This is a genomic window from Actinomycetospora sp. NBRC 106375, assembly GCF_030269665.1.
Classification (GTDB): domain Bacteria; phylum Actinomycetota; class Actinomycetes; order Mycobacteriales; family Pseudonocardiaceae; genus Actinomycetospora.
This window is the reverse complement of record NZ_BSTS01000010.1, coordinates 101,529-114,799: the sequence shown is the minus strand read 5'-3', so window position 1 is coordinate 114,799 and position 13,271 is coordinate 101,529. Positions and strand designations below refer to the sequence as shown.

The following is a 13,271-nucleotide window of genomic DNA, read 5'->3' as shown; positions in this document are numbered from 1 at the left end:
TGGCACGTCCCACACGTCCGGGTCACGCGGTGGGGGTCGTGTCGCGCCGGACGGTTCCCCGGACCGGTCCGGGGACGCCTACGCTCGGCGCAACCGACGGGCAGATGGGTCGACAGAGGGTCGACAGTGGGTCGAGGACGCCACCACGGACCGGTGTCGACGGCGGCGAGGAACGGAGCCCGGGTGCTGTACTGGATCATGAAATATGCCCTGCTCGGGCCGCTCATGCGCGTGGCGTTCCGCCCGCAGGTCGAGGGCGCCGAGCACCTGCCGCGCCGCGGCGGGGCGCTGGTCGCGTCGAACCACCTCGCGGTGATCGACTCGTTCGTCCTGCCGCTGATGGTGCCCCGGCGGATGGCCTTCCCGGCCAAGTCCGAGTACTTCACCCAGCCCGGCCCGGTCGGCACGCTCAAGCGCTGGTTCTTCACCGGCATGGGCCAGGTGCCGATCGAGCGGGGCAACGGCCGCGCGGCGCGGGCGGCGCTCGACACCGGGATCGGCGTGCTGCGCGAGGGGCGGCTCTTCGGCATCTACCCGGAGGGCACCCGGTCGCCCGACGGACGTCTCTACAAGGGCCGCACGGGCGTCGCCCGGATGGCGCTCGAGGCCGGCGTGCCCGTCGTCCCCGTCGCCATGATCGGCACGGACCGGGCCAACCCCGTCGGCTCCCGCTTCTGGCGGCCCTGCCGCATCGGCATCCGCATCGGGGAGCCCCTCGACTTCTCCCGCTTCCACGGGATCACCGACGACCGGCAGGTCGAACGGGCGATCACCGACGAGGTCATGGACGCGGTGCGCGCGCTCTCCGAGCAGGAGTACGTCGACGTCTACGCGAGCACGATGAAGGACAAGGGCGCCGACGCCGAGGCGGCCTGAGCCCGTCGTGAGCGGCCCCGTCACGCGGTCGGGGGCCGCTGCGGACAGAATGCGCCCGTGGCCCGCTATTTCTACGACTGCGAGTTCATCGAGGACGGGACCACGATCGAGCTGGTCTCGGTGGGTGTCGTCGACGAGCAGGGCCACGAGTTCTACGCGATCTCGCGCCAGTTCGACCCGATGCGCGCCGGTCCGTGGGTGCGGAAGAACGTCCTGGACAAGCTGCCCCCGACCTCGGACCCGGCGTGGCGCAGCCGCCTGGCGATCCGGGAGGCGTTCTACGAGTTCGTGACCGCCGGCGAGGGCCCGGTCGAGCTGTGGGCCTGGTACGCGGCGTACGACCACGTGGCGATCGCCCAGCTCTGGGGCGCGATGCCGGACCTCCCGCGCGCGCTGCCGCGCTTCACCCGCGACCTGCGCCAGCGCTGGGACGACGTCGGGCGCCCCGAGCTCCCGCCGGCGCCCGCGGACGCGCACGACGCCCTCGCCGACGCCCGGCACAACCTCGCGCGGTGGCAGGTCATCGACGCCGCGTGGCAGCGGCTCCACGACGGGACGGCGCCCGCGGGGCGGTGACGGGCCGGGCGTCGCGGGGAACACGTCCGGCCCCGACGGGCCACGACTACGCTGGGCGACGTGTGGTCCGTCGACCTTCCCGTGGATGCCCTGCCCGGCCTGCCCCCGCTCTCCGCCGAACTGCGCGAGCGTCTCGATGCCGCCCTCGCGCGCCCCGCGGCGCAGCAGCCCGAGTGGCCGGACGAGCAGGCGGTGACCGACGTCCGCACGGTGCTCGAGCACGTCCCGCCGATCACCGTGCCCGCCGAGGTCGACCGTCTGCAGACCCAGCTCGCGGCCGTCGCCCGCGGGGAGGCGTTCCTGCTGCAGGGCGGCGACTGCGCCGAGACCTTCGCCGACAACACCGAGCCGCACCTGCGCGGCAACATCCGCACGCTGCTGCAGATGGCCGTGGTGCTGACCTACGGCGCGTCGATGCCCGTGGTCAAGATCGGGCGGATCGCGGGGCAGTACGCCAAGCCCCGCTCGGCCCCGATCGACGCGCTCGGCCTGCCGTCGTACCGCGGCGACATGGTCAACTCGCTGGCCGCCAACGCCGAGCGCCGGGTCCCCGACCCGGGCCGGATGATCCGCGCCTACGCCAACGCGGGCGCCGCGATGAACCTGGTGCGGGCCCTGACCAGCGGCGGGATGGCCGACCTGCACGAGGTGCACGACTGGAACCGCGAGTTCGTGCGCACCTCCGCGGCCGGCGAGCGCTACGAGGCGGTGGCCGCGGAGATCGACCGGGCGCTGCGGTTCATGTCCGCGGCCGGTGTCACCGACCACTCGCTGCGCCACACCGAGATCTTCGCGTCGCACGAGGCGCTCGTGCTCGACTACGAGCGCGCGCTGCTGCGCCTGGACTCCCGCGTGGAGGCCACGAGCAGCGACGACGCCCGGCTGTTCAGCCTGGGCGCGCACTTCCTGTGGATCGGGGAGCGCACGCGGGCGCTCGACGGCGCCCACATCGCCTTCGCCGAGCTGCTGGCCAACCCGATCGGGCTCAAGATCGGGCCGGGCACGACCCCGGAGCAGGCCGTCGAGTACGTCGAGCGCCTCGACCCGCACCGCCAGCCCGGTCGGCTCACCCTGATCAGCCGCATGGGCGCGGGCAAGGTCCGCGACGTGCTGCCCGGCATCGTCGAGAAGGTCACGGCGTCGGGCCACCAGGTCATCTGGCAGTGCGACCCGATGCACGGCAACACCGTCGAGGCCTCCACCGGCTACAAGACCCGGCACTTCGACGCCGTCGTCGACGAGGTCCAGGGGTTCTTCGAGGTCCACCAGCGACTGGGCACCCACCCCGGCGGCATCCACGTCGAGCTCACCGGCGAGGACGTCACCGAGTGCCTCGGCGGCGCCCAGGACATCTCCGACACCGACCTCGCCGGCCGCTACGAGACCGCCTGCGACCCGCGCCTGAACACCCAGCAGTCCCTCGAGCTCGCGTTCCTCGTCGCGGAGATGCTGCGGGGCTGACGGCGGCCGGGGTGTCAGCGAAGTGCCCCTATCGGCGTGCAACAGGACGCTGACGCTCAGCGTCCGTATCGGTACTTCGATCGAGAACCGGCGGGGGTCAGCCCGGGAACCCGAGCCCCCAGCCGGCGGCCCCGGCCGCGATGGTCGCGATCGCCTCGAGCAGCAGCCACGCCGCGAGCAGGCGCCGCGAGCGCGACCGTGCCCGGCGGCGCTCGATCTGCTCGATGGCGACGTCGATGTCGTCGACCGGGTCGTCGGGGCCGCGCCGGCGGCGCGTGGACGGGGCATCGTCGACCACGTCGTCGGGCTCGTCGACCTCGCCGTCGACCCAGGGCTCGTCGTCCCAGTCATCCCCGTCGTCCTCCACCACCGGCGGGCGGCGACCGCGGGGCGGGGCGGGTGCCTCCGGCTCGAGGTCGAGCAGCCGCGTGCCGCGCAGGGGCCGCGAGCCGTTCGCACCGCGGCGGCGGCGGGGCGGGGGCACGGTGAGGAACGGGAGGTCCGCGTCCATCCGGACGCCGCGGGCGGCGGCGAGGAACGCCTCGGCGTCGGCGAGACGGGTGTCCGGGTCGCGCCGGGTGGCCGCCGCGACGAGGCGGTCGAGCGCCTTCGGGATGCCGCCGGCGAGGCCCGAGGGCGGCGGGACGTCGACGTGCACGTGGCGGCGGGCGACCTCGACCGCGTCGTCGCCGCCGTGGGGCGGGACGCCGGTGAGCAGCTCGAACAGCACCACGCCCGTCGCGTAGAGGTCGCTGCGCTCGTCGGCGCGGCCGTCGGTGACCTGCTCGGGTGCCAGGTAGGCGACGGTGCCGAGCACCAGCTCGCCGGACTCCTCGGGGTCGCCGGGCTCGGCGCCCGCCTCCCACGCCGCGGCCACCAGGCCGAAGTCGGCGACCTTGACCGCGCCGTCGCTGCCGACGAGCACGTTCTCGGGCTTGACGTCGCGGTGCACGAGCCCGCGGTCGTGGGCGACCTGCAGCGCGGTCACCACCTGCTCGACGACCGTCAGGGCCGCGGCGGGGTGCAGGCGCCCCTGCTCCCGCAGGACGTCGCGCAGGGTCCCGCCCTCGACCAGCTCGAGGACGAGGAAGACGGTGCCGTCGTCGTCGCGCCCCTGGTCGTGCACGGCGACGATCCCGGGGTGCGCGAGCCGGGCCGCCGCCCGCGCCTCGCGCTCGAAGCGCCGCACGAACGCCGGGTCGGCGGCGAGCTCGCGGTCGAGCACCTTGATCGCCACGGGCCGGTCGAGGCGCAGGTCGGACCCGCGGTGCACCACCGACATCCCACCGCGCGCGATCACCCCGTCCACGCGGTAGCGCCCCTCCAGCACCGTCCCCTCGGGGTGGGCGGTGGGAGCGGCCATGGCCCCGATGCTACGAGGACGGCGGTGACCTGCGGGGATCCTCGGACGCGAAACGCCGCGCCCCGTCCGGGTGGGCCTAGTGTCCTCGCGGTGACGACCTGGCTGCTCGTGCCCGGCGCCGGCGGCGCGGGCTGGTACTGGCACCTCGTGGCCGATCGCCTGCGGGCCCGGGGTGACACGGCGATCGCGGTGGACCTGCCCGCCGACGACCCCACGGCGGGCATCCCGCGCTACGTGGAGGTGGCCCTCGAGGCGCTGGGCGACCGGCCGGACCCCGTCGTCGTGGGCCAGTCCCTGGGCGGACCGACCGCGGCGGAGATCGCGCGACGCATCCAGGACACGAAGCGGAGCGGAGCTGGACCATCGAGAGCCGTCCGCCACCTCGTCCTGGTCAACGCCATGATCCCGGCCGTCGGCGAGAACCCGGGGGACTGGTGGTCCGACTCGGGCCACCGGGCGGCCAAGGAGGCCGCGACACGCGCCGCGGGGCGGGAGGACGCGGGGTTCGACGAGGCCTGGGAGTTCCTGCACGACGTCCCCGCCGACGTCGCGGCCGCCGGTGCCGAGCACCAGCGCGAGCAGTCCGGCGGCCCGTTCTCCGACGGCTGGTCGCTGCCCGCGTGGCCGGACGTCCCGACCACGGTCGTGGTGGGTCGCGACGACCGGTTCTTCCCGGCCGATTTCCAGGTCCGGCTGGCCCGCGAGCGCGCCGGCGTGGAGCCGCACGTCCTGCCCGGCGGGCACCTGCTCGCCCTCGCGAACCCCGACGGGCTCGTCCGCGTCCTCGTCGACGCGGACGGCGGCTGACGCCGGGGCGTTTCGGGGTCCGTCGCGGGCCGTTCCTCTGGCACAGTGACGCGCGTGTCCGAGTCCGTCGCCGCCCTCGTGGGCCACGACATCGAGGTCGTCACGCTCGCCCAGTGTGCCGAGCGCCTGGGCGTGCCCCGCACACGCGTCAGCCAGATGATCAAGCAGGGCCAGCTGCTGGGCGTCCGCGAGGGCGACCGGTGGATCGTGCCGGCCGCGTTCCTGACCGACGACGGGGTGGTCAAGGGCCTGCCCGGCACCATCTCGCTGCTGCGCGACGGCGGCTACGCCGACGGCGAGATCCTGCGGTGGCTGTTCGCCGACGACGAGTCCCTGCCGGGGATGCCGATCGACGCGCTGCGCTCGGACCGCGGGCGCGAGGTCAAGCGCCGCGCCCAGGCGATGGCCTTCTAGGTCGGGCCCGCAGACCGCCTCCCGGGCCGCGCCAGCAGGCCGCCGAGGGCGTCACCGAGCACGCCGTGGGCCCGCAGTGCCGCCGCGAGCCGCAGCGTCCGCCGCGGACCGAGCCGCCGGAGCAGGGTCGCGCCGACCGCGGGGCCGGTGCGGGCGCGGACGCGGTCGTCGCCGTCGGTGGGCGTGATCTCGATCAGCGTCGGGACGTCGCCCGCGACCCCGGCCTCGGCGCACCAGGCCGTCATCCGGTAGTCCGCCAGCGGCAGGACGTCGACCTCGGTGACCGCCGCCGCGACCGCCCGGCAGCGCGCACAGGACGCGTCGACGCCGAGGACGAGGTCGGTCACGCCGGGGTGGGTAGCACGCGCCGGCGCCACCGGGAACCGACCGCCCGGGCCAGTCCGGGCAGTGCGACCGCCGCCCGCCGGCCGGTGCCCACGGCGACCCGCCCGCCCAGCACGTCGTAGTCGGCCGCGACGATCTCGTCGAGGATGCCGCCGTAGAGGACGTGCGCCGTGCGCACGCAGGGCCGGGACACGGGATGGAGCAGCGCGATGCCGCGCTCGGCGCGGCGGTAGACCGCCCGGGTGCGGGCGACGAGATGGGCCAGGGCGCGCCGGACCCGCGGGTCGGTGCGGCCGGTGCGCCGGCAGCGGTCGAGCAGGTCGCGGTCCACGCCGAAGGCGGCCAGCTCGTCCCGCGGGAGGTAGACGCGCCCGCGGTCGAGGTCCTCGCCGACGTCGCGCAGGAAGTTCGTCACCTGGAACGCGACGCCCAGGTCGGCGGCGTACGGGGCGGCCTGCGCGCGCGGCACGACCGTGCCCAGCACCGGCAGCACCTGCAGGCCGATGACCGCGGCCGACCCGTGCACGTAGCGGGCGAGGTCGTCGAACGTCGCGTACTCGGTGACGGTGAGGTCCATGGCCATCGAGTCCATGAAGTCCTCGAGGTGGCGGTGGTCGATGCCGTAGCGCGCGACCGTGTCGGCCAGCGCGGCCACCACCGGCTCTCCCTCGGCCACCAGCGCCCGGGGGTCGCTGCCGGCGAGGCCGCGGTGCATCCGCGCGCGGACCTCCTCCAGCCGGGCCGCGACGGCGGCGGGGGAGGCGTCGGCCGCGGGGTCGTCGACGACGTCGTCGGCCATCCGCGCGAACCCGTAGAGCGCGTGGATCGCGGGCCGCTGGGCGGGCGCGAGCAGGCGCGTGGCCAGGAAGTACGTGCGCCCGTGGGCCGCGTTGAGCTCCCGGCAGCGGGTGTACGCCGCGCGCAGGGCGGGGTCGGCGACGCCCGCCGCGTCGAGCTCGGTGCTGCTCATCCCGTGATCCGGGCGGCGGCGAGCTTGCCGGAGACCAGCACTGTCGGGACCCCGACGCCCGGCGTGGTGCCCGAGCCGGCGAGCACGACGTTGCCCTCGCCCCGCACGAGGTTGCGCGACCGGAAGGGGCCGGTCTGGGCGAACGTGTGCGCCGCCGAGAACGGCGTGCCCGCGGCGAGGCCGAGCGCCGACCAGTCGGCGGGGGTGATGGTGTGCTCCACGACCGGCTCGCCGACCGTGATCCCGCGCCCGGCCAGGACCCCGCGCAGCTCGTCGCGGTAGCGCGGGCCGATCCGCTCCCAGTCCAGCGGCGCGGCGTCGGAGTTGGGGCACGGCGCGAGGACGCTGACGTACTCGTGGCCCGCGGGAGCCAGCGAGGGGTCGGTCGCGGTCGGGTGGGTGATCAGCAGCGACGGGTCGGACATCAGCCGGCCCTCGGTGATGATCTCGTCGAACGTGCCGGCCCAGGCGTCGCCGAACGAGATCGTGTGGTGGCCGAGCCCCGTCCCCGCCGGCACCCCGGCGTGCCAGACGAACGCCGACGGCGACCAGCGCAGCGGCACCGCCCGGCGCGGCGTGCGCCCGAGCAGGGCGTGCGCCGCGGGCAGGTCGCACGTGAGGACGACGGCGTCGGCGGCGAGGCGCTCGCCGTCGGCGCGCGGGTCGTCGGTCGGGACGGTGCGCAGCGCGCGGACGCGCCCGCCCGCGCGCTCGAGGCCGGTGACCGTGGTGCCGTAGCGGAACTCGGCGCCGGCGTCGGCGGCCGCGTCGGCCAGCGCCTGCGGCAGCGCCCGCACGCCGCCGCGCGGGAACGAGACGCCCGCGATCGTGTCCATGTAGGCGATGACGGCGTACGCGGCGAGCGCCCGCGCCGGCGGCACGCCCGCGTAGAGCGCCTGGAAGGAGAAGACGCGCCGCAGGCGCTCGTCGGCGAGGAAGCTCCCGATCTTCGGCCCGAGCCTGCCGAAGCCGCCCAGCACGCCGAGCCGCGCGAGCTCGGGGGACAGCACGTCGAGCGGGGTGTCGAAGTTGGCGTCGATGAACGTCGCCATCTGCACCCGGTACAGCTCGGTGAGCCAGGCCCGCATCCGGCGGTAGCCGTCCGCGTCGGCGGCGGAGACCTTCTCCCGGATCTCCTGCTCCATCGCGCCCGGCTCGGTGTGGACGTCGATGGCGCTGCCGTCGGCGAACCGCGCGTGGTACGCGGGGTGGAGGTCGACGAGGTCGAGGCGGTCGCCGAGCTTCTCCCCGACCGCCCCCAGGGCCTCCTCGACCAGCTCCGGCATCGTGATGACGGTCGGGCCGGTGTCGAGGTGGAAGCCCTGGAGATCGAGGCGCCCGGCGCGACCGCCGGGGGTCGGGTCGCGCTCGACGACCGTGACGCGGCGTCCCGCACCGAGCAGGTGCAGCGCGGTCGCCAGTCCGGCGAGGCCGGCGCCGACCACCACGACGTGGTCGGTCGGGGACTGGACGGTGCGCATGCTCAGCGGGCGCGGCGGGTGGCGGCGACCGCGAGGTCGGCCAGCCGCTCGGGGGCGGGCGCGGTGAGCTCCGGGGCGTCGGCGCCGCGGAGCACCTCGAGCGCGGAGTCCGTGAGCTCGGCGATGCGCCGCTCGACGTCGTCGACGACGCCGAGGGCGGTGAGGGCCTCGCGCGCGGCCTCGACCCCGTCGGCGTCGAGATCCGGGTCGCCGACGGCGCGCTCGACGACCGCGGCCGTCGCGCGGTCGCGGTGGGCGCGGGTGAGGGCGACGAGGAGGGTGAGCTTGCCCTCGCGCAGGTCGTCGCCCGCCGGCTTGCCGGTCACCGCCGGGTCGCCGAACACCCCGAGCACGTCGTCGCGCAGCTGGAAGGCGATCCCGAGGTCGGTGCCGTAGTGCCGCAGCGCCCGCACGGTCGCGTCGTCGGCGCCCGCGAGCGCCGCGCCGAGGTGCAGGGGCCGCTCGATGGTGTACGCCGCGGTCTTGTAGCGGCTGATGCGCAGCGCGGTCTCGGGCCGCGAGTCGGACGCGGCGTGCCCCTGGACGTCCAGGAACTGCCCGCCGAGCACCTCGGTGCGCATCGCCTGCCACACCGGGCGCGCCCGGGCGAGCGCCGCGGGGTCGACGCCGGACTCGTGGAGCATGTCGTCGGCCCAGGCCAGCGCGACGTCGCCGAGCAGCACCGCCACCGCGGCCCCGAAGCGCGTCGGGTCGCCGGCCCAGGCGGCGTCCGCGTGTCGCCGTCCCCAGCGCGCGTGCACGGTCGGCTGGCCGCGCCGCGTCGCGGAGTCGTCGATGAGGTCGTCGTGCACGAGCGCGCAGGCCTGGATGAGCTCCAGGGCGCTCGCGGCCCGCAGCACCGCGGTCGGCTCGTCCACGCCGCCGGCGGCCCGCCATCCCCACCACGCGAACGTCGGACGCAGGCGCTTGCCCCCGGCGAGGACGAAGCGCGTGAGGTCGTCGGTGGCCTCGGCGAACTCCTCGGCGATCCCGGCGCACGCGACGCGGCGGGCCTCGAGGTAGTCGCCGAGGGCGGCGGTGACGGCGGCCGGCAGGTCGTGCTCGAGCGCGTCCCTCTCGTGCGGTCCGTCCGGCGTGCCGAAGGGGTCGTACGGTCCGGTGCCGACCGTCGTCGACGCTCCGCCGACCGTCATACGCGCTCGTCCCCTCCGCCGCGATCGTCCTGTCGCCACCGAGGGTAGGGGCGGACGCCGGAACCGGCTGATCGGGCGGTCCCGGTCACAACGACCCTCCGTATCGACGGCGAGTCACCGTAGGGTCGACGGATGGCTACTGTGACGGAGCGCATCCAGCGCGGGGTGCCCACGTTCTCGGCGGAGTTCTTCCCGCCCAAGGACGACGAGGGTGAGGCCACCCTCTGGCGGACCATCCGTGACCTCGAGCCGCTGGACCCGGCCTTCGTGTCGGTCACGTACGGCGCTGGCGGTTCCAGCCGCGACCGCACCGTGCGGACCACGGGGCGCATCGCCACCGACACCACGCTCACGGCGATGGCCCACCTCACGGCCGTGGACGCGTCCCTCGACGACCTGCGCCAGGTGATCGGCTCGTACGCGGCCGCCGGCATCAGCAACGTGCTGGCGATCCGCGGCGACCCTCCCGGGGACAAGGACGCCGACTGGGTGCCGCACCCGGCCGGGCTGAGCTACAGCGACGAGCTCGTCTACATGCTGCGTCGACTCGGCACCTTCTGCTGCGGCGTCGCGGCGTTCCCCTACCTGCACCCGCGCTCGGCCGACGAGGACTCGGACACCCGCTTCTTCGTGCAGAAGGTCAAGGCGGGCGCGGAGTTCGCCATCACCCAGATGTTCTACGACGCCGACCAGTTCCTCCGGATGCGCGACCGCATCGCCGCCGCCGGCTGCGACATCCCGATCATGCCCGGGCTCATGCCCGTGACGACGCCCAGGTCGGCCGAGCGCGGCGCCGACTTCTCCGGCGCGCCGCTGCCCGCGGCGATGACCGAGCGGCTGGAGCCGCTGGCCGAGGACAAGGCCGGGTACCGCGACGCCGGCATCGACCTCTGCGTCGAGCTCTCCCAGCGGATGTTCGACGAGGGCGTGACCAACATCCACTACATCAGCATGAACCGCTCGCCTGCGGTGGTGGACGTCGTGGAACGTCTCGGCATCGCCGCGCGACCCGGCGTCTGACCGGCCGGCGCCCGAGCCCGCGCCCGAGACCGCGCCCGCGCCCGAGACCGCGCCCGCGCCCGCCGGTCAGCGCCGGGCGCGGGTGCGGAGCTGGGTGCGCGACGACGCCGCCAGCAGCACGACGATCGCGACCGCCACCGCGACCACCCCGAGCAGCAGCAGCGCCCAGAGGATCCACGACGGCGCGTCCGGGTCGGGGTACTCGACCACCGCGTTGACGTCGGTGACGGTGCCCGGCTGGAACGTCCAGCTGATGAGGCCCTGCGTCGCGGTGCCGTCGGTCTGCCGGATGGTGCCCGGGAACGCCATCTTCAGCTGCACGTCGGAGCTCTCCGGCGAGACGCGCGTGAGGTCGACCTGCCCGGACACCACGACCCGGTCGCCCGAGCGTCGCATCTGCACCCGGATCGCCTGGGTGCTCGACGGGCTGATCGCGGGCAGCAGGCGCGTGACCTGGTCGAACGTGAGGTCCTCGAACCGCACCCGGGACCCGATGTAGCCGTCCTGCTCGTAGCGCTCGACGCTGACGTCACCGCTGAGGTCGTCGGGCACCGTGAGCGGCGGGCCCGACCCGTTCGGCGCGCCGTCCGGCGTGGCGATGTCGACCTGCCCGGAGACGCGGTCGTCGGGGGAGACGGCCATGCCGGCCCGCACCCGCACGCACCCGGTGCCCAGCACGCCGACCAGCGCGAGGACCACGGCGAGGAGCACGAGGCCCCGGCGGCGCGGCCGCGCGGGGGCCGGGGGGACGGGACGGGCGCCGGCGGGGTCGACGGTCGGGGTGGGGGCGCTCGCAGGCACCCGCGCATGGTGCCAGGCGCCCCCGACGGTCGCGGTCAGGCGCGGCGTCCCGAGCGGTGTCGCCCGGGTTCCCCCGGCTCGTCGCCGGTCGGACCGACCTCGAGCCGCCCCGGCGGGGGGAGGGGCGCCCCGGGTGGGTCCAGCGGCAGCGCGCGCCCGAGCACGGCGAACGGGCGCGGGTCGCTGGTGAACCGGTGGTGGCGCAGCACGTCGGAGAACCCGAGGCGGCGGTAGAGAGACCAGGCCCGGTTGGGGTCGTCGGCGCCGGGGGTCTCGGGGGTCGAGAGCAGGACGTGGCGGTTCGCGGGGCGGGCGAGCAGGCGGCGCGCGAGCGCCTCGCCCACGCCGCCGCCCTGCACGTCGGGGCGCACGTGGAGCTCGGTGAGCTCGAAGTAGTCGGCGAGGACCGCCGCCGCCAGCTCACGGCCCTCGGTGCCCTGCGCCAGCAGGCCGCGGCGGACCTCCTCGAACCACCACTGGCCCCGGGCGCCGGGGTAGCCGTAGGCGACGCCCCACAGCGAGCGGTCGGGGCCGATCGCGGCGACCGCGTGCCAGCCCGCCCGTCGCGAGTGCTCCACCCACATCGGGCGCCGCTGGCGCACCGTGCCGGGCGGATAGCCCATCGCGTCCACGTAGACCGACAGCGCCTCGTCGAGCCGGGCGCCGAGGTCGTCGGGGGTGAGGTCGACGACGGACGCGCGGGTGGGTGCGGCGGTCACCGTCCGGCTCCCGCGCGGGCGGAGGGGGAGTCGGTCACGGCGGGCACCCGGCCATCACACCACGCCGTGCCCGGCGCGCCACGCGTCGATCCCCGGACGGCCGACTTGACGGTGTCGGACCGACCGGGTTCACTGGACCGCATCGAACACATGTTCGATCGCACGGTCGGCGGGGCGGGGGAAGCGCCCCGTCGCCCGTGCGTGCCGCCGGCTTCCCACGGTGGCAGGCACCGCTCGGTCCGAGCCACGGGCCGAGGAGCACGAGCCCGCCGTGGAGGACGCATCGTGGTTCGCAGTCCCTCGCCGGTCCAGGTCCGCTGCGCGGACGGCGACCCCGTCGAGTTCCATCGCCGCCCGAACCGGCGCGACAGTCACTACCTGGTCGAGGAGGTCCGCGAGCGCTGGATCGAGGAGTCCCGCTGGCCGTTCCTCTCGGCGATGCCGGTGGGGGGCGACCGGTGCCGGTGCTGGCGCGTGCTCGCCCGTCGCTCGGACGAGCCGCACCTGCCGCCGGGGGAGTTCGTGCTGCGCATGCGCTCCGGCCCCGGGGTGTGGGACCTGCGGTGGGCCGGGGTCTGAGCCGCCGAGCCGGCCGCTGACCCAGCCGCCGAGCCGCTCCCGCCCGCCGTCGCGCCCGACGCCCGCTCCGAGACCACCGAGGAGATCACCGTGACCAGCGCCCTCGCCCTGCCCGGCCTGTTCGACACCACCCCGCCCGACGCCGACCACCCCCCGGTCGGCGTGCCCGACGGGTCCGCGGACGGGTGGGTCCCCGCCCCTCCGCCCGCGGACCCGTCCTCCTCGCCGGTCGCGGGCGGACCCGCCCGCTCCGCGACCCGCGGCGCCACGGCCCGCGCCGAGGCGCCCGCCGCGCCGCCCTCCCCGCCGCCGTCACGCACGGTGGTGCAGCTGCTCGGGGCCGCGCGCGACGAGCTGCGGGCCGCCCAGGAGGAGGACGACCCGGCGGAGCGGTTCCGGTCCGCCCACCTCGGGGCGCTGCGCTCGGCGGCGGCGGTGCTCGCCCTGCGGGCCCGGGCCAAGCGCTCCTCGCGGCCCACCGACGCCTGGACGTTGCTGGCGTCGGTCGCCCCGGAGTACGGCGAGTGGGCGGCGTTCTTCGCGGCGCACTCGGCCACGCGCTCGGCGGTCGAGGCCGGTGTGCGCGGACGGGTGTCCCAGCGCGACGCCGACGACATGGTCCGCCAGGCCGATCTGTTCCTGGCTCTCGTCACCCGCACGGTGGCGGGCCGCACCCGCTGAGACCGGGGCGCGGAGTCCTGCGCG

The 13,271-nt window shown here is 75.9% G+C and carries 15 protein-coding genes; 8 read left to right on the top strand and 7 right to left on the bottom strand.

From position 1 onward, the window contains the following. Positions 1-183 precede the first annotated feature (183 nt). Genes QSK03_RS17915 through QSK03_RS17905 form a run of 3 tightly spaced genes read left to right on the top strand, consistent with a single transcriptional unit; the run spans position 184 to position 2,913 of the window. Positions 184-876 carry a lysophospholipid acyltransferase family protein gene (locus tag QSK03_RS17915; protein ID WP_285654620.1) on the top strand — a complete coding sequence of 231 codons (693 nt, stop codon included), beginning with the start codon at positions 184-186 and terminating at the stop codon, positions 874-876. Between the two features lie 57 nt (positions 877-933). Continuing rightward, positions 934-1,452 (top strand): polyadenylate-specific 3'-exoribonuclease AS, encoded by a 519-nt coding sequence (locus QSK03_RS17910; RefSeq protein WP_285654618.1) that lies wholly within the window; start codon positions 934-936, stop codon positions 1,450-1,452. Positions 1,453-1,512: 60 nt separating this feature from the next. Then, positions 1,513-2,913 (top strand): class II 3-deoxy-7-phosphoheptulonate synthase, encoded by a 1,401-nt coding sequence (locus tag QSK03_RS17905; RefSeq protein WP_502872186.1) that lies wholly within the window; start codon positions 1,513-1,515, stop codon positions 2,911-2,913. A gap of 97 nt (positions 2,914-3,010) precedes the next feature. Here the strand turns inward: QSK03_RS17905 and QSK03_RS17900 are convergent, their stop codons facing one another. Further along, positions 3,011-4,276 carry a protein kinase domain-containing protein gene (locus tag QSK03_RS17900; RefSeq protein ID WP_352232013.1) on the bottom strand — a complete coding sequence of 422 codons (1,266 nt, stop codon included), beginning with the start codon at positions 4,274-4,276 and terminating at the stop codon, positions 3,011-3,013. A gap of 90 nt (positions 4,277-4,366) precedes the next feature. Here QSK03_RS17900 and QSK03_RS17895 point away from each other — a divergent pair, with 90 nt between their 5' ends. Together QSK03_RS17895 and QSK03_RS17890 are read left to right on the top strand one after the other, a co-directional pair. Next, complete coding sequence (locus tag QSK03_RS17895; RefSeq protein ID WP_285654615.1) at positions 4,367-5,083, top strand: alpha/beta fold hydrolase; 717 nt, start codon at positions 4,367-4,369, stop codon at positions 5,081-5,083. Positions 5,084-5,137: 54 nt separating this feature from the next. Continuing rightward, positions 5,138-5,497 carry an Rv2175c family DNA-binding protein gene (locus tag QSK03_RS17890; RefSeq protein WP_285654613.1) on the top strand — a complete coding sequence of 120 codons (360 nt, stop codon included), beginning with the start codon at positions 5,138-5,140 and terminating at the stop codon, positions 5,495-5,497. Here the strand turns inward: QSK03_RS17890 and QSK03_RS17885 are convergent. Genes QSK03_RS17885 through QSK03_RS17870 form a run of 4 tightly spaced genes read right to left on the bottom strand, consistent with a single transcriptional unit; the run spans position 5,494 to position 9,447 of the window. Then, the gene (locus QSK03_RS17885; protein WP_285654610.1) at positions 5,494-5,844 is read right to left on the bottom strand and encodes a hypothetical protein; all 351 of its coding nucleotides are present in this window, start codon (positions 5,842-5,844) and stop codon (positions 5,494-5,496) included. The genes QSK03_RS17890 and QSK03_RS17885 overlap by 4 nt on opposite strands. Beyond that, a complete protein-coding gene (locus QSK03_RS17880) occupies positions 5,841-6,812 on the bottom strand; it encodes a phytoene/squalene synthase family protein (RefSeq protein WP_285654607.1) in 972 nt (323 codons plus the stop codon). The genes QSK03_RS17885 and QSK03_RS17880 overlap by 4 nt, the downstream gene beginning before the upstream one ends. Beyond that, positions 6,809-8,293, bottom strand: a complete 1,485-nt coding sequence (crtI, locus tag QSK03_RS17875) for a phytoene desaturase family protein (protein ID WP_285654605.1) — start codon at positions 8,291-8,293, stop codon at positions 6,809-6,811. Before crtI ends, QSK03_RS17880 begins: the two co-directional genes overlap by 4 nt. A gap of 2 nt (positions 8,294-8,295) precedes the next feature. Then, positions 8,296-9,447 carry a polyprenyl synthetase family protein gene (locus QSK03_RS17870; RefSeq protein ID WP_285654603.1) on the bottom strand — a complete coding sequence of 384 codons (1,152 nt, stop codon included), beginning with the start codon at positions 9,445-9,447 and terminating at the stop codon, positions 8,296-8,298. 132 nt (positions 9,448-9,579) lie between these two features. On the opposite strand from QSK03_RS17870, the gene QSK03_RS17865 reads away from it, so the two are divergent. Then, complete coding sequence (locus QSK03_RS17865; protein ID WP_285654601.1) at positions 9,580-10,467, top strand: methylenetetrahydrofolate reductase; 888 nt, start codon at positions 9,580-9,582, stop codon at positions 10,465-10,467. Positions 10,468-10,533: 66 nt separating this feature from the next. On the opposite strand, the gene QSK03_RS17860 is transcribed toward QSK03_RS17865, so the two are convergent. After that, the gene (locus QSK03_RS17860; protein WP_285654599.1) at positions 10,534-11,268 is read right to left on the bottom strand and encodes a DUF3153 domain-containing protein; all 735 of its coding nucleotides are present in this window, start codon (positions 11,266-11,268) and stop codon (positions 10,534-10,536) included. Positions 11,269-11,303: 35 nt separating this feature from the next. Beyond that, on the bottom strand, positions 11,304-11,987 hold the full coding sequence (locus tag QSK03_RS17855) for a GNAT family N-acetyltransferase (RefSeq protein WP_285654597.1): 684 nt from the start codon (positions 11,985-11,987) through the stop codon (positions 11,304-11,306). Between the two features lie 285 nt (positions 11,988-12,272). Here QSK03_RS17855 and QSK03_RS17850 point away from each other — a divergent pair, with 285 nt between their 5' ends. Both QSK03_RS17850 and QSK03_RS17845 read left to right on the top strand, forming a co-directional pair. Beyond that, a complete protein-coding gene (locus QSK03_RS17850) occupies positions 12,273-12,566 on the top strand; it encodes a hypothetical protein (RefSeq protein WP_285654594.1) in 294 nt (97 codons plus the stop codon). A 90-nt stretch (positions 12,567-12,656) separates the two neighbouring features. Then, positions 12,657-13,247 carry an SAV_6107 family HEPN domain-containing protein gene (locus tag QSK03_RS17845; RefSeq protein ID WP_285654592.1) on the top strand — a complete coding sequence of 197 codons (591 nt, stop codon included), beginning with the start codon at positions 12,657-12,659 and terminating at the stop codon, positions 13,245-13,247. The last annotated feature ends 24 nt before the right edge of the window (positions 13,248-13,271 follow it).

Coding starts and splice junctions, on each gene's coding strand:
- QSK03_RS17900 (WP_352232013.1), bottom strand. CDS start 4,276: ATGGCCGCTCCCACCGCCCACCCCGAGGGGACGGTGCTGGAGGGGCGC.
- QSK03_RS17880 (WP_285654607.1), bottom strand. CDS start 6,812: ATGAGCAGCACCGAGCTCGACGCGGCGGGCGTCGCCGACCCCGCCCTG.
- crtI (WP_285654605.1), bottom strand. CDS start 8,293: ATGCGCACCGTCCAGTCCCCGACCGACCACGTCGTGGTGGTCGGCGCC.
- QSK03_RS17870 (WP_285654603.1), bottom strand. CDS start 9,447: ATGACGGTCGGCGGAGCGTCGACGACGGTCGGCACCGGACCGTACGAC.
- QSK03_RS17865 (WP_285654601.1), top strand. CDS start 9,580: ATGGCTACTGTGACGGAGCGCATCCAGCGCGGGGTGCCCACGTTCTCG.